This is a genomic window from Pedobacter psychrotolerans, from assembly GCF_004340665.1.
Lineage (GTDB): Bacteria > Bacteroidota > Bacteroidia > Sphingobacteriales > Sphingobacteriaceae > Pedobacter > Pedobacter psychrotolerans.
Genome location: NZ_SLWO01000005.1, coordinates 472100 through 486980 on the forward strand (window position 1 = coordinate 472100; position 14881 = coordinate 486980).

Here is a 14881-nt window from a genome sequence, read left to right on the forward strand (position 1 = left end):
AAGTTTTGAAGGCTTAGCTGGCTAAGGCGCAATCAAATTTTCTTCTTTGTGTAGCAAGTGCCACAATATGATTTGAAAGTTGTAAGGCACATTGTTTATCAATTATCCGTAAACGCTCCTTAATATTGAGGTTGATTTTGTTGGCTATTTTACTTTTTGTAATCACTGAGCAACCTACAGATAGTGCAGATTTTACTGCATTCAAACCTGGTTCGTTGTCCTCAGAAACAATAAGCACATCAATTGCATCATAATGGCTGGATAAATCATGTTGATTATCAACACCAACATAATGTAAAGGCACGCCATGATTGGTGAACGACTTAAATCCGAGATCGGTAAACTGATTGGCAGAATCTCCCGAATCAATTCCATATAAATGAATTTTAGACCGGATATGATCTGGCAATTCCCCCAGCATTGAATAAATTAAATTGAACAATTCTGGCCTGATGCAATAATCATTAATCGCAATCACAATCGCCGAAGCATCTATTCTAGCTTCAAGCCGCTTGCGGTGACGTTTTTGTCTTTGTTTATCCCTTTCATTGAGCATATAATTGAGCAGTTAAATGGCATTTGATAATCCTTTTTCAAGGATGAGTTTACAGATATCTTCATTACCCAGTTTCAGGTCACGCACTTTTTTCATTCCGGCTTTCTTAATATGCCCGAGTTGATCTCCAGCCAAAAGTTTTTTACAAATTGCGGCACATTCATGGGCATCATTCCAAAAAACGGCTTCAGTACCATCATTATAAAGCGCGGTATGTTCGCTGGTGCGTTCGGCACAGAGTAAACCGCCTGCGTATGGTACTTCCATAGATCGGGTGGTATGTAAATCCCGGTTCCCTTTAGAGAGGAGACCAAGACAAATTTTTGCACCTTGTATAGCTGCGATGTAATCTTTACCGCCCAGGTTTGACCCGCGGTAATATGGTTTCAGCAATTCAAAATGTTGACTCTTAGGCCATCGATCACCCCAAATGGAAACCGATATCCCAGCATCGATCAAAACTTTTATAAATTCATCCCGATTTTCATTTCGCATCCAAGTGCCAATAAATGCTACATCCGATTTAAAATTTAGCGGTATTTCAGCTGCATTTTCATAAGGCGCATGCGCCACTTCATCATAACTTCTCATTACCCGCAGCACTTGTTTAGCACCAAGTAATTTGCACTCCTCTTCTGTTTCTTTTCTAACTACAGCAATTAAGTCATATAACTTTATCGCAGCTAAAAAACTATCAAACCGCCGCCCATCTCTTTTTCCTGTAGGATCATCAATGCTGTACAAAATGATAGGACAGTTAAACTTTTTTAGAATCTGGAGGCATTTCTTTCCGAAAAACTCCCCGTTATCTACCCAAATCACATCTGGTTTGATGCCCGATTGAACAATTTGTTCCAGATCTTGCTGCACATGCCGCTGCAATAAACGATAGCCACTACGAAAATTGATGGCACTCATTACAGCAGACTTAAAATATCCAGGCAAGGTTTCTTCCGGATTATGATAGCGTAAAATCTTGTGCCCAATTCTTTCTAATGCCTTAGCACGATGAAATGCGGTGGAAAAATGGCGATGATCACCGAAATATAAAATATTAAGCATTACCTGCGATTAGAATTTAAAGATGGTTTCAACAAAAAACCAATCAGATTATTTGCTGGATTTAACGAATAAACCAGAAAACTTAAACATGATAAAATATAAAAACAGGCTTTGGATATATCCCCTGATGAGGAAAGTAAAAGGCCCGGCAACACTTTCTGTAGGTAAGTACTGAAAGATAGAGGTAAGTGCCAGTAAACCGCAAACACTGAAAATGATATTCTGTTCTACTTTGCCATTAAGCCTGTATTTTAAAGAGCCTCTGATGATAAATTTATCAAAGAGCAAAAATACCGGAATCATTACTAAGCCAAGAATAACCAGGTACCAATACCCAAAGGCAGCCATTCCAGTGCCAGACATATTTCCTAACCGGTAACCGCCAAAGGTAGAATTACCTGCTCCAGCCAAATTATAAATGTAATCTCCAAAAGATTGGGCATATAAACTTTCTTTATCTATTTCTGGTTTAATCACCCGGAGTACAGGATCAGGAAGTGCACCCCAAACGTAGTTAATGGTATGTGATCGCATTTGTGGGTTATTTATCCCTACCTTTTCTGCCTGAACTAGGCTGGCATCACTATATTTTACAGTGGCAAAACGGGAAGCAAAAGCATTGTCTAAATAACGCTCATCCCAATCACTTTCATACTGCCTATCTTCCAGCCGACGCAACGCAATGGCCCGGTCGTCTTTCATCGCAACCCAGGTTTTTTCAATCAGTTCTTTTTTACTAAGATCTGAACGTTCTGAACGAACCAACAACATCGCTGTTCCTAAATTACCAAGGGGGCCATTAACAAACCAGATTCCGAAAACAGCCAGAAGCACTATTTTATAATTCACTTTAGGAATACGAAAAATACCGATGAGTAAACCTAAAAAGTAAGCAAAACCAATAGAGGTAAAGCCAATCATAAAAACACCACGACTATTTCTTGCAATACTGACGATAAAAAGCATAATCGTAAAAGCAATCAAAAGATAAATGGTAGATTTCTTAACCTTTCCTACCCCTCCAAACAGACTTTTAAAAGGAATAAAGTAAGGTGCATAGGCAAAAGGGAAAAGTGCCTGAATTGCTTTGCCTGAAGCATCACCACTAATTTCTGTAGCTAAAGATTGATTGAACACCAAGACATAAATGTTGGCTAAGAACCCGATTAAACCCATAATCCATAACTGTAGATTTTGTGGGGTTTCAAAAAAACCGAGTCGTTTTAAAATAGAAGATTCGCGATCCCTTTGCAAGGGAAATAAGCGGTAAATATAATGTGCAATAAACAGCACTATTAAGACTAAACTCGCATGAAAAAAAACATCCTGTGGTTTCTCCAAATTATAAACCACTGGTTTAAATTCCAGTGAGGTAAACAAAAGTGGAAAATAGAACTGTGTGGAGGCAAAGCCAATTACAATAAATAATGACAGTGGATATTTCCTGATCATATCATCAGTAATGATAAACTCTGTGACCACTAACCAAACAATCGCAATATTAGCGATTGCAATAATGTTATCGGTAGTCCAGAAGAAATAGCACTGAAAAAACAATGCAATAAGCAGGATTACCCTCGAATAGAATTTGGCTTGCCCCAAAAATATAGAGCCCACCATCACTTTTACCAATGGTATGGTTTTCCTATTTGGATAGGTTTTATCTTTTTGATATGCCGAAATATTCATGATATGATTTAATTTTTATTTCCGAAGACATTTAAAATGGCTTTCGCTTTAATTACAGCTAATTGCGGTAGCGTTAGCCAGTAACGATAGAGGTTAACAGCCAGTAGCAACAATGCTACAGTGAGAATTAAATGTTCATAATGTGGTAAAATGATCATCATTACTACACCAACACTGGTAAATGCTACCGATAACATGGCGACATTAAAACCCTGATGAGGCCATTCCAAACCCGCATTTCTCAACCACTTTTCAGCAATTTTTGTAAAAGCCACTGATGCTGCAATTTCTGATAGCAGCAGGGCCATACCAGCACCTTTAATTCCTAAAACAGGAACGAGGATTAAGATGCCCACCACGGCGATAACCGCACTCATAATAGAGATCATCAATTGCGGCTTCAACAAATTATTTCCCTTTACCACAGCAATACTGGGTTGAGATAGCGCATAAACCAATACGCCCAGCGATAATAAGGCAAATAACCAGGGATCAAAGCTTAACTTTCCACGTGTCCAGGCGTTATAAATCACCGGGATAAAAGTTTGTACCACCAGTAAACAGGGTGCAATAAAGGCAATGGTAACTAACCAAAGCGTACTGAATGCAACCTCCGTTTTTTCCTGATCACGTTTATGCAGGAAATTCATCAATTCAGGCATCAGTGGATTAATAATTGTTCTCAAACCTTGCAAGGCTACATTGGATCCTGTTCTGATGGTAGAAAATACCGCAATACCAGCGGCACCCATGATAGGCGACATAATTAGCCTTGCGCCTTGCTGACGAACATTTTCTAAAAACCCCGTTACAGAAAGATTGGTAGACTTACGAAAACTGGTCCATCCTAATTCAAAAGATGGTGCAATCACTTTCACATGGTGTTTCTTTAATAACCTTAACATATCAAACCAAACAGGTATGTCAAAAGCAACTTTGGCAATGGCCATTACAATTCCAGCTGTTAAAAGATCTGCACCAAAAACGACTGATATGGCTGGAGATATCAGCAAAACCGTATTGGTTAGCACACTCCACCAAGCCATCCGGGGGTAGTAGCCGAACGTGGCCATAATCCGGTTTAATAAACCACCAACAGTATTGCAAAGCAGCCAGATGATGGACTGAATAAACAGGATATAAAATGCTTGTATAGCTTTTGCCTTCAATGCTGAACCCAGATCTTTAAAAATCATAGGCAGAATATCCAGCCAATAAATCAGCAATACCACTACAATTTGAATCAAGCCTAAAATTAAAGCCACCATCATGCCCGAAGAAAGCAATTTGCTTATCTTCTTTGGAACACGACTGCCCAGCTTCAAAAACTCATAGGCCATATATTCCTGAAAACCTAAATCAAAGGCACTGAGTAAGCTTGAAAAAGATAATACAGCAAGCCATAATCCATAGGTTGATGCATCCCAGTAACTTAAATACAAAGGCACCAGTAATATTTGTGCCAGCATAGCCACCGCAATTTGTACCCAGGAAGCGATGGTTCCGGAAAGGATTCTTTTTGAAGCCGACATGAAAAATGCTTATAATTTAAAATCGAATGGAAGAACGGTTAAAATCTTAATGCCAGATCTGTAAAAGCGCCTGAAACCAAATTCTTATTGCTTTTCTCGCTATAGTAACCATAATCCAGTGCGTAACCGTATCTGCTATCCATATAGATGCCGTTAAAAACGATGAACATATTTCTCACCTTTTCTTCCTGATACAATTTTTCAATAAAATTGAGTTCTGATTTCGCGGTGTGATTATGCCTCACCATATATAAACAAACATCTGAAAACTGTGAAAGAATTAACCCATCAGTTACCAGGTGCATAGGTGGCGAATCGATAATAATATGATCGTACTCTGCCCTCAACTGCAGAATTAAATCTGCCATTCGGTCATCCTCCAATAATTCAGATGGATGCATTGGAATTGGCCCTGCACTAATGATGGATAGATTCTCATTAAAAACAGAAGGCTCAATAATGGCATTCAAATCCGTTTTACCTTCTAAAAAGCTACTCAATCCTAGAGTTGAATTTTTAGCCCGAAATATTTTTGCAATCCTCGGTTTACGCAAATCCAATTCAAGAATAATGGTTTTCTTACCAGTTGCCGCCAATGAAAGCGCAAAATTGCTGGCTACAAAACTTTTTCCTTCGCCAGCTACACTCGAACCAAATAAGATTACCTGGTTACTGGAAGCACTGGTTTGTTGTAAAATATTGGTTCGGAGGTTACGAATTTGCTCGGTGATGGCAAACGCCCCTTTCTTTAACATCACCAGTTCATTTTTACCACTTTCATGGATCAATTCGGCAATAACCGGTACCGATGTGCCTAGCTGAATATCATTAACTGTTAAAATTCTGTTTCTTAGGTTTTTCCTGAATGACAATAATCCTACAGGAAAAATCATACCCAGCAAAATGGCTACGGTTAAAGGTCCCTTTTTCTTTGATTCTGGTTTTCCAGCATAGGCATTTTCTACAATCCGTGCATCTTTAAGCGTTGATGCATAACTCAGCGCTACCTCTTCTCTTTTTTGTAAAAGATAAATGTAAAGCCCTTGCTTAATGTCCATCTGGCGTTTAAAACTCACATATTGTCTTTCCTGTACCGGAATATCCTTAATTGAACTTTCAAAACCAGAACTAATCTTCCTCAATTCCCGATCGGTAGATACAAGAGATGCTTTAATATTACTAATAGAACTTTTTATTGCCGATTTGGTACTTTTAATCTGAGAATTCAGCGGATAAAATATCGGGTTACTTTCTGGAGCCGTAGCCAACAACTGATCTTTTTCCAATAGCAAAGCACTTAATTTACCTACTAAGGCTACCAAACCAGGGTCTTCTATCCCTATGGTTGCCGGTGGACTCGAAGCATTCTTTTCAGAATTTACATAACGCTCAATGCCGTTGATGATATTTAACTGAACACTTACAACGCCAAGTTTTCCATCGTTCGATTGTGCATTATCTAAATAATACTGACTTTTAGAAGAAATATCAGTTAATCCTACACTACTTTTATAACCTTCAACCGTTTTCTCCGCTTGTGATAATTCACCACGTAAAGACGCTAACCGGTCATCAATAAATTTTAAAGTGGTTAGGGTTTCTTTGTTTTTATTTTGAATGTTGGAACTTTTGTATACGCTAATTAAGGTATTTAAGGTTCTGATTCCCCTCAATGGTACTTGGTCTTCGATATTGAGCTCCACCATTGGAGCTGTTTTATTGAAACTGGTTGATATTTTTTCCTGATAGGCCGTAACAGCTGTTTCTAACGGCACCAGGTCTACCTTAACGGTTTCACCCTGATAGTTTTTTAACTTATCGGTTGCCAGTAAAGTAAAGTTTCCAAAACTTGTTTTCACAGGTGTGCCGAAATTACCATTGATTTCTTCATCATTATGGGTAATCCGAAACCTTTTCCCATCGATAATTTCCACTTCAAAATTCTGCGTGAACTGCGATGTTTTCGGCTTAATCAATTGCAAACGGAATGGCGAAGAAGTATAAATATCAACTGTTTTAAGCCTTTGTTTAATACTGTAATTAACCCAAAGTTGTAAGGAGTCGACTACGTTTCTAATTAAAGGGCGAGACTTAATAATTTCCACTTCACTTTCAACCAGTTTACTACCGGTAGAGAGCGATAGCTGTTCCATAGCTACTTCCTTTACATTTGTTTCCTTATTTTTATTATCATTAATCGAAATTTTTGCTTTTACATTATAAACTACATTGGTTGAGCTGATGTAAACAAATGCAAGTACGATAGCAATGATTAAACTCAATATCACCAATGGCCAGTGATAAAGTAAATTGTTCACCACACCTGATATTTTATTTTGCCTTACCTCCGCCTGTTCTACAAATGGAGTGTAAATAAATTGTTCATTGTTATTTTTCATGGCTTATCTTAATGAATTCGAAAGAACGATTGCAACGATAGACAGTGCCGAAAGTACCAGACTAACTGTCCGGTAACCTCCGTCTACTGATGCATATTTGGTTTTGTCTGGTTGTACATAAAGAACATCGTTATTCTTTAGATAATAATATGGCGAAGTGAAAAGCTTTGCAGAGGTAATATCTATTGGAATAAATTCTCTTTTACCATCAACTTCCCTGATGAGCAGAATATTTTTTCTTTTAGCCGTGATGTTTAAATCACCAGCCATTGTTAATGCTTCCGTAACGGTTACACGTTCACTTAAAATCTTATATACATCCGGTTTTAAAACATCTCCCATTACTGATACTTTAAAGTTGAGCATTCTTACAGTTACAGCAGGTTCCCTTAAATAGGTTCTCAATTTCTCTTGTATTTGATCTGCCAGAACTCCAGTGGTTAAACCTTCCGCAGGAATTTTACCAATAAGCGGCAACCTGATTTCACCATGTTGATCTACCAGATAGCCAGAAAGCCTTGCACTAGAATCGCTGTAGGCTTTTGGATTTAGGCTACTAACGGTAATCCCTAGGATATCAGATTTTTGAATAGTCAGCGGACTAAAGTTTTTAATGTCTTCCGAACTTTGCTTGCTCTTATCCAGATCCTGGAAATAAGGCACATTCTTGTAAGCATTACATGCCGAAAACAACAGCATAGCCGTTATGGCATAAAGCAATAAAATTTTGTTTTTCATAATATAGTAAATTACACTGGGGGGTATAGCTTCGCCATTTCACTTACAGTGATCCTTTTCGACGAAATTGAATGCTCAGAAAATTTGTGAATCGCATTCAAAAAGCTTCTGCGAAAGTAAGTGCTATTTAATTCTATAAAAACTTTTCTGATTAGATGGTTAGCAGAACGTGGTGTTTTGGAAACTTTGCACGATCAAAATATTGCACAAAAGAGAAATTGTGTTTACTTCTGGAAACCTAAGCTGTGCAAAATCACAAATAAACTATCATTTAAACATAAAAAGAGTATAAAGAACTAATTATCAAAGTAATGAGTTTACATAAGTTCACATTATGATATACATATGTAATCTTTATACGACATTAACCACAGATTTTCGGTTATTTTACATTGTCATTCCTAATAATTATGAATTTAGCAACCATCTCGCTTCACCAGGCGAGAAAAAGAAAATGGAAAGTGGTATACACACGATCCAATTATGAGAAAAAAGCACATGAATTACTCAGTCAGTGCGGATTGCACAGTTTCTGTCCGGTTATCACCACCAGAAGCAAATGGGCAGATCGATTTAAAGTAATTGAAAAACCACTTTTCCCTTCATACTTATTTGTTTATGTAAACCCTACAGAAGAGCAGAAGGTACTAACTATATCAGGCATTTTAAATTATGTGAATTTTGGTGGTAAGCCAGCCATAATGCCAGATGAAGATATCAGTAGGATCAATGATATCCTTTCCAAATATCAGGATATAGAAACGATTAGCAGCAGGCAATTAACTATTGGAGATCAGGTTCTGATTAATAAGGGTTTTAAGGCGGGTACGCAGGCAGAAATTCTGGAAGTTCAAGAAAAAACGGTATTGCTAATACTGAATCAACTTGATTGTGCCCTGGTGGCAAAGGTTCGCGTGGATATTTCAAATATCATCATTCCTTCAGCCAAAACAATTTTATCTAATCCTTAAATCGAACACCAAATCCCAGTTTATTAATTAATATGGAACTTCATCACGGCCAGACAGTAGAAAGAATTATCAGAAGAAATGGATATAGCATAGCAGAATTAGCCAGAATTATTAAGGTTAACCGCCGATCTGTATACAATTGGTTTAATCAAAGACACCTTAAACCTGAAATTATCTTCCGAATAGGATCTGTTTTAAATCATGATTTCTCATCAGAATTTCCTTCATTATTTGTTAAAGGAGAAACTATCGGCAAAAGTACAATTCACTATACCGAATCTGCAGAAAATCCTTCTGGTTTAGAGGATGCTAACTGGAAAGATAAATATATTGATCTGCTGGAGAAATATAATGAGCTTTTACAATTCTGCATCAAGAATAAAGGTATCGTACTGTTTACTCTGTCGCTTCAATACTTACTATATTTTTAAGGAAAAAACCAAGTTCTTTTAGCAGCTTGATTTGAGGCCTGATTTCACCTATTGGTGTATTGGCATCAGCACAGTTAATTAAACGCTCCGAAATAGAATCGAGTACCACTTCAAAGTTTTCTTTTTCTACAGACATAAAGTCTTCACAATGATTTAAGAAACTCACGTACTCTTGAGCATTGAAAGTATATGTAATTTCTTTTACCTTAAATAAAGAAGATGTAACAGGTATTTCAGCGGGCATAGAATTTTAAATTATGGTTTTGATGTAATTAATATTCTTAGAATTTGTAATGAAATACGTTTGATCACTTAAGTTACGTTTTTTCATTATATAATACTTCGAACCAATGAAAATGAATAGTTTGAATGCTCGTATTTAATTCATGTTTGATTAAATGAATTAATCTGATTGCCGTAATTGACTGATCAAAAATAAAACAATTATCCGTATTTCTAGTCCACATTGTTGGATTCTTTTATACGAATAAATACCATAATGTGTGAAAATTTGAGCACCTGACCATAGTTTCTTGTTAAGCTCACCTTATAATCAGTATAAAGCCTAATCCAGAAAATAAAGTTTTCATGCTACATTAAATGGATATGGTTTAGAAAAGGGATTATTTCCGTAAAATTGCAGTATGATTAATAACCCTGCCACCAGATTAAATAAATTCATCAGCGAAAGTGGATTATGCTCCCGCCGGGAGGCAGATCGGTTTATCGAAAAGGGCAATGTTTTCATCAATGGTAAGCGGGCTAAAATAGGCGATCAGGTTTTCGCCGGAGATAAGGTGATGGTAAATGGGCACAACATTGAGCCTAAAGAAGAAAGCAGTTTCATCCTTCTGGCCTTTAATAAACCAACCGGAGTAACCAGTACCACCGAATCAAACGTTCGTGATAACATCGTGGATTATATCAACCATAGTGAACGTATTTTTCCCATTGGCCGCTTAGATAAAGATTCCTCAGGGTTGATTTTCTTAACCAATAACGGCGACCTGGTTAACAAGATTTTGAGGGCCGGCAATAAACATGAAAAAGAATATGTAGTCACCGTTAATAAACCAATTACCGATGATTTCATTTTTGAAATGAGTAACGGTGTTCCCATTCTGGGTGTTAATACCCGTAAGTGTAAGGTTAGGCAGGTGAGTACATTCGTCTTCAATATTATTTTAATTCAGGGATTAAACCGTCAGATCAGAAGAATGTGCGAACATTTTGGATATGAAGTGACCAAATTAGAACGGACGCGGATTATGAACATTAACCTTAAAGGCATTCCTACCGGAGAATTCAGAGAACTAACTGAAGAGGAAATGGCTGGAATAATGAAAAGCGTCGAAAAATCATCGTCAGAAGCTGGCCCCAAAACAAAAAGTTCAATTAAAAAGAAATTGAATGCTTATGAAGAGGTTTCTGAGTCAAAACAGGATCAATCTAAAAAATTTAAATCAACAAAGCCTTTCGCAAAATCAGGAGGAGCAAAAAAGACTGGCTCAAATTCATCATCAAAACCCACCAATAAAAACAGTTCAGCTGGCAAAAATTCCAGACCAGCAAAAGGTAAACCTGCAGGAAAATCAAATACCAGAACTAGAGGAAGATAGCTTGTTAATTGTAAAATTCTGAATCACAACAATTTGCTTTCTGCTTTCGCCTTTCAGCTTAAGTGCTTTTTAAGTACCTTTGCATTAATCGTTTGCCACGAATAAAGTTTAAATATGGAAACATTAATTATGCACCCTGAAACCAAAGAGCAATTGGCTGCCTTAAAAGCAATAGCCAAGGCTTTGAAAGTTCCTTTTCAAAAAGAGCAAAAGGCAGAATTAACTGAACGAGAAAAGACAGTTAACCTTTACGGAATTGAAATGGTAGAGGCTATTGAAAAAGCTGAAGAATCTATAAAAAAAGGCAATTTCAAAACTTTAGACCCAACTAAATCGCTGTGGGACAATATTCAATAGTTTTAGAAAGAATAGCTGAAAAACAGATTAAGCTTCATTTTAAATCTGGCGATAAGGCATCAATTAAAAGAATAAATCAAATCTTCGAAGAACTAAAATCCACTCCCTATTCCGGAATTGGAAGCCCTGAAGCTTTAAAATATAGTTTGTCAAAATTTTGGTCAAGAAAAATAAATCAAAAAGACAGAATGATTTACAAAGTGGAAGAAGACATCGTTACCGTTTTCATAATTTCCGCTATGGGTCATTACAGTGATAAATAAAATGTTAGAAAAAACAGCAAAAAAGATAGATATCCGCTCACTCGATTTAGCACAATTGCAACAGCACTTAGTGGCTATGCAACAACCTGCTTTTAGGGCAAAGCAGATTTATCAGTGGCTATGGGAGAAATCGGCGATCAATTTCGATGAAATGAGTAATCTTTCTAAAGATTTACGCAAATCTTTGGATGAAAACTTCGCCATAAACGCTGTTCAGGTTAACAATTCACAATTTAGTAGCGATCATACCATTAAAAATACCTTCCGCTTAGCTGATGGTAATATTGTGGAAGGAGTTCTAATTCCGTTGGAAGACCGTATGACAGCTTGCGTAAGTTCTCAGGTAGGTTGCAGCCTAACCTGTAAATTCTGCGCAACAGGCTATATGGATCGGAAAAGGAATTTAAATGCTGATGAAATTTATGATCAGGTTGTATTGATTGATAAACAGGCTAAACAAAATTACAATAACCCCTTAACCAATATTGTGTATATGGGCATGGGCGAACCATTGTTAAATTACGCCAACGTATTAAAATCTATCGAACGCATTACCGCACCTGATGGTTTAAATATGAGTTACAAGCGCATTACCGTTTCAACTGCCGGCATTGCCAAAATGATTAAAAAATTAGGCGATGATGGTGTTAAATTTAATCTTGCTCTTTCTTTACATGCAGCAGATGATAAAAAGCGAAATGAAATCATGCCTATTAACGAAGCAAACTCATTAAAGTCACTCGCCGAGGCCTTAAAATATTATTTTGCAAAAACCAAAAACCCCGTAACCTATGAATACATTGTTTTCAATCATTTCAATGATGAAATTTCAGATGCAATGGATCTGGCTAAATTTTGCAAGCACATTCCATGTAAAGTAAATCTGATTGAATACAATCCTATTTCTTTCGCTGATTTTACCAATGCGGAGGGTGATAAAATTGATGCCTTTGCAAGTTATCTAAAGTCACAAGGTATCACCACCAATATCCGCCGTAGCCGTGGAAAAGATATAGATGCAGCCTGTGGTCAGTTAGCAGTAAAGGAAAGTTAAACTAAATTCTTACTTTTTATCTCCGCTAAAATAGATTCAATCTGTTCAAAATTCGGACGACTACTCACATCAGCTAAATGACAAGATTCTTTTAATGCATTCAATGCATGATAAAAAGTATCTTGATCTTTTGACGCATATAATGATAACAGATCGTCTACTAAATATCCAAAAGCACTTACTTCTATTCTTTCCATTTCATTTGAGAAAGCCAAATGAACCCGATCATACCTGGTTGCAGCACCGAAATCACCGAATAAAGTTTTTCCACTCTCATCAATCAACATATTGTGTGCATACAAATCACCATGCATAATACCTTTTTGATGCAAATGATTAGCCACTGAAGATATAGAAGTTAGAATATTGATTATCTGCAAATCAGAAAGTTGCATATCAGAGTTAAATACATCCCTCGTACATGTTTTTAATGATGGCGGATTTCCAAGATTTATGTAATGCTTTGGGATAAGTTCCATTACCAGTCCGGTTTTTGATTCATACGGATCATCCGTTTTACCGATAATTTTCACCAAAGTATCATGGTCACCCGCTTCAATGCTGGAATTCATCTCATCCTCCGGAAAACCATCACTGGTAACATCACCCTTAAATACCTTCACTGCTACATCCTGCAGCATTCCATCCCTTGATGCACGGTAAATTGTTCCTGAAGCTCCTTCACCAAGCTTATCCTGAATTTCTAGACTATCATAAGAAATCAATGGCGCTTCTATTTCTGAATTGGGTATTCTACTGCAAGGATTTCCAGAAAATGCCAGCCAAGATAGTTTAGGTAAGGATAGTAACCAGTCAGGTAAAATTTCAATTTTATTGGCAGAAAGCCTCAACAGTGCTAATGCTTTACAATGCTGTAATTCATTAGGTAACTCGGTTAATTTATTGCCCGCAAGCATAAGTTTCTCCAACCGATGACAATCACCAATTGAGGCAGGTAATGCAGAGATCATATTATTGGTTAAGATTAACCATCTCAAATTTTGCCCTATTGCATGATTAGAAATCTGACCAATATGGTTTGCCTTAAAGCCGACAATATCTAGTAAAGGACAATCTCCAAGAACTTCAGGATAAACTGTAAATTCATTATTAGAGCAAAAGAAAACCTTAAGCTTTCGCAGTTTACTAAAATCAGAAGGTAATTCAGATAAGCGGTTAGCAGATAAATCAAGATATTCAAGGGTATCAGCGAGATCTAAAATTTCCATAGGAAAGGTCTCCATATCCGCTGAAAGTTTTAACGAAGTACAACCATTCAGTTCACCACGTTTCAATTGCTCTAATGTTTGCACAATATTTAGGTTTTGTACAAAGATAAATTTATAGTGTAATATAGTATAAGGATAATCCCATATATGACTTACTTGAGCATATAACGGTAATAATTTACTATTTAGTTACGAATACATTAAGTTTACATTAGTGTTTTCATAACTGTATATATGATCTATCATTTCTTTAACTCATATATTATTAATCGCCGTTATATATAGATGTTGTAATCATTATGAAATAAAAGCCGGATCATTTGGCTGCCTCAATCCTGCTGTACACTGCAATCTTTTTGTTGGGTGAATCTTGAAATAGAATTTCCGTTTAACCAAAAGGATTTCCGTTTCCATCATGTTTATTGGAGACAAGTTAGTGCATATATTTAAAGCCTGCCCCCAGTCACTGTCATGCTGAGGTACGAAGCATCTCCAGGCTATGTAAACCTCTCTGTTAATAACCGAATAAATAATATCCAGTATCTCATCTTTTAATAACCACCCCGCCCTGCGGGCACCTCTCCAGTGGAGGGGAATGGTACTACGCCATAAAAGATTCTACACCATGCAGGACGCTTTGGTCTTTAGTCTTTCAGCTTTAGTCTTTGGTCTTTCTTTAAACGAAGAAACCCCTGCAGTTGTTACTGCAAGGGTTCTTGTTAAACGCCTCCTGGGCTTTTAAGATTTGGCACCGACCTACTCTCCCACGTGTTACCGCAGTACCATCGGCTCTGGTGGGCTTAACTTCTCTGTTCGGAATGGGAAGAGGTGGACACCACCGATATAGGCACCTAAATACTTTTATTTGAGCTGAAAGGATAAAACTCAAAGCTTAAAGCTACTCTATTTCGCTTTAGTCTTTAGTCTTTTAGCTTTCCGCTTAAATGACATATTATTGAAAGAAGTTAAGTTTTGAAGAAC

14 protein-coding genes and 1 rRNA gene are annotated in these 14881 nt (G+C 37.0%); 6 read left to right on the forward strand and 9 right to left on the reverse strand.

The annotated features are described in order from the left end of the window. Window positions 1-13: 13 nt before the first annotated feature. Genes EV200_RS15195 through EV200_RS15220 form a run of 6 tightly spaced genes read right to left on the reverse strand, consistent with a single transcriptional unit; the run spans window position 14 to window position 7976 of the window. Window positions 14-556 carry a hypothetical protein gene (locus EV200_RS15195; protein WP_132534071.1) on the reverse strand — a complete coding sequence of 181 codons (543 nt, stop codon included), beginning with the start codon at window positions 554-556 and terminating at the stop codon, window positions 14-16. 12 nt (window positions 557-568) lie between these two features. Next, window positions 569-1618 (reverse strand): CgeB family protein, encoded by a 1050-nt coding sequence (locus EV200_RS15200; RefSeq protein WP_132534073.1) that lies wholly within the window; start codon window positions 1616-1618, stop codon window positions 569-571. Window positions 1619-1666: 48 nt separating this feature from the next. Next, the gene (locus tag EV200_RS15205) at window positions 1667-3307 is read right to left on the reverse strand and encodes a hypothetical protein (protein ID WP_132534075.1); all 1641 of its coding nucleotides are present in this window, start codon (window positions 3305-3307) and stop codon (window positions 1667-1669) included. An 8-nt stretch (window positions 3308-3315) separates the two neighbouring features. Beyond that, the gene (locus EV200_RS15210) at window positions 3316-4839 is read right to left on the reverse strand and encodes a lipopolysaccharide biosynthesis protein (RefSeq protein ID WP_132534077.1); all 1524 of its coding nucleotides are present in this window, start codon (window positions 4837-4839) and stop codon (window positions 3316-3318) included. Between the two features lie 38 nt (window positions 4840-4877). Beyond that, window positions 4878-7238, reverse strand: a complete 2361-nt coding sequence (locus EV200_RS15215; protein ID WP_132534080.1) for a GumC family protein — start codon at window positions 7236-7238, stop codon at window positions 4878-4880. Window positions 7239-7241: 3 nt separating this feature from the next. Next, the gene (locus tag EV200_RS15220) at window positions 7242-7976 is read right to left on the reverse strand and encodes a polysaccharide biosynthesis/export family protein (protein WP_132534082.1); all 735 of its coding nucleotides are present in this window, start codon (window positions 7974-7976) and stop codon (window positions 7242-7244) included. A gap of 410 nt (window positions 7977-8386) precedes the next feature. Here EV200_RS15220 and EV200_RS15225 point away from each other — a divergent pair, with 410 nt between their 5' ends. After that, window positions 8387-8947, forward strand: a complete 561-nt coding sequence (locus tag EV200_RS15225; protein ID WP_132534084.1) for a UpxY family transcription antiterminator — start codon at window positions 8387-8389, stop codon at window positions 8945-8947. A gap of 32 nt (window positions 8948-8979) precedes the next feature. After that, window positions 8980-9378, forward strand: coding sequence for a helix-turn-helix domain-containing protein (locus EV200_RS15230; RefSeq protein ID WP_132534086.1), 399 nt, complete (start codon window positions 8980-8982; stop codon window positions 9376-9378). Here the strand turns inward: EV200_RS15230 and EV200_RS15235 are convergent. Beyond that, window positions 9344-9622 (reverse strand): hypothetical protein, encoded by a 279-nt coding sequence (locus tag EV200_RS15235; RefSeq protein WP_132534088.1) that lies wholly within the window; start codon window positions 9620-9622, stop codon window positions 9344-9346. The genes EV200_RS15230 and EV200_RS15235 overlap by 35 nt on opposite strands. A 400-nt stretch (window positions 9623-10022) precedes the next feature. Between EV200_RS15235 and rluF the strand changes: the two genes are divergently transcribed. From rluF to rlmN, 4 genes are all read left to right on the forward strand, one after another. Continuing rightward, the gene (gene rluF, locus EV200_RS15240) at window positions 10023-10997 is read left to right on the forward strand and encodes a 23S rRNA pseudouridine(2604) synthase RluF (RefSeq protein ID WP_132534090.1); all 975 of its coding nucleotides are present in this window, start codon (window positions 10023-10025) and stop codon (window positions 10995-10997) included. Between the two features lie 114 nt (window positions 10998-11111). Beyond that, the gene (locus EV200_RS15245; RefSeq protein ID WP_132534092.1) at window positions 11112-11354 is read left to right on the forward strand and encodes a DUF2683 family protein; all 243 of its coding nucleotides are present in this window, start codon (window positions 11112-11114) and stop codon (window positions 11352-11354) included. Beyond that, entirely contained in the window at window positions 11336-11617 is a 282-nt protein-coding gene (locus tag EV200_RS15250; protein WP_132534094.1) for a Txe/YoeB family addiction module toxin, read from the forward strand. Before EV200_RS15245 ends, EV200_RS15250 begins: the two co-directional genes overlap by 19 nt. 1 nt (window position 11618) lies before the next feature. Beyond that, complete coding sequence (rlmN, locus tag EV200_RS15255; protein ID WP_132534096.1) at window positions 11619-12671, forward strand: 23S rRNA (adenine(2503)-C(2))-methyltransferase RlmN; 1053 nt, start codon at window positions 11619-11621, stop codon at window positions 12669-12671. Here the strand turns inward: rlmN and EV200_RS15260 are convergent. Together EV200_RS15260 and rrf are read right to left on the reverse strand one after the other, a co-directional pair. Next, entirely contained in the window at window positions 12668-13984 is a 1317-nt protein-coding gene (locus tag EV200_RS15260; protein ID WP_132534098.1) for a leucine-rich repeat-containing protein kinase family protein, read from the reverse strand. The two genes, rlmN and EV200_RS15260, sit on opposite strands and share 4 nt — an antisense overlap. A gap of 659 nt (window positions 13985-14643) precedes the next feature. Continuing rightward, a 5S ribosomal RNA gene (gene rrf / locus EV200_RS15265) occupies window positions 14644-14755 on the reverse strand. Window positions 14756-14881 lie beyond the last annotated feature (126 nt).

Excerpts from the sequence above, each read along its gene's own strand:
- EV200_RS15195 (WP_132534071.1), bottom strand. The coding sequence starts at position 556 with ATGCTCAATGAAAGGGATAAACAAAGACAAAAACGTCACCGCAAGCGG.
- EV200_RS15200 (WP_132534073.1), bottom strand. The coding sequence starts at position 1,618 with ATGCTTAATATTTTATATTTCGGTGATCATCGCCATTTTTCCACCGCA.
- EV200_RS15205 (WP_132534075.1), bottom strand. The coding sequence starts at position 3,307 with ATGAATATTTCGGCATATCAAAAAGATAAAACCTATCCAAATAGGAAA.
- EV200_RS15210 (WP_132534077.1), bottom strand. The coding sequence starts at position 4,839 with ATGTCGGCTTCAAAAAGAATCCTTTCCGGAACCATCGCTTCCTGGGTA.
- EV200_RS15215 (WP_132534080.1), bottom strand. The coding sequence starts at position 7,238 with ATGAAAAATAACAATGAACAATTTATTTACACTCCATTTGTAGAACAG.
- EV200_RS15220 (WP_132534082.1), bottom strand. The coding sequence starts at position 7,976 with ATGAAAAACAAAATTTTATTGCTTTATGCCATAACGGCTATGCTGTTG.
- EV200_RS15225 (WP_132534084.1), top strand. The coding sequence starts at position 8,387 with ATGAATTTAGCAACCATCTCGCTTCACCAGGCGAGAAAAAGAAAATGG.
- EV200_RS15230 (WP_132534086.1), top strand. The coding sequence starts at position 8,980 with ATGGAACTTCATCACGGCCAGACAGTAGAAAGAATTATCAGAAGAAAT.
- EV200_RS15235 (WP_132534088.1), bottom strand. The coding sequence starts at position 9,622 with ATGCCCGCTGAAATACCTGTTACATCTTCTTTATTTAAGGTAAAAGAA.
- rluF (WP_132534090.1), top strand. The coding sequence starts at position 10,023 with ATGATTAATAACCCTGCCACCAGATTAAATAAATTCATCAGCGAAAGT.
- EV200_RS15245 (WP_132534092.1), top strand. The coding sequence starts at position 11,112 with ATGGAAACATTAATTATGCACCCTGAAACCAAAGAGCAATTGGCTGCC.
- rlmN (WP_132534096.1), top strand. The coding sequence starts at position 11,619 with ATGTTAGAAAAAACAGCAAAAAAGATAGATATCCGCTCACTCGATTTA.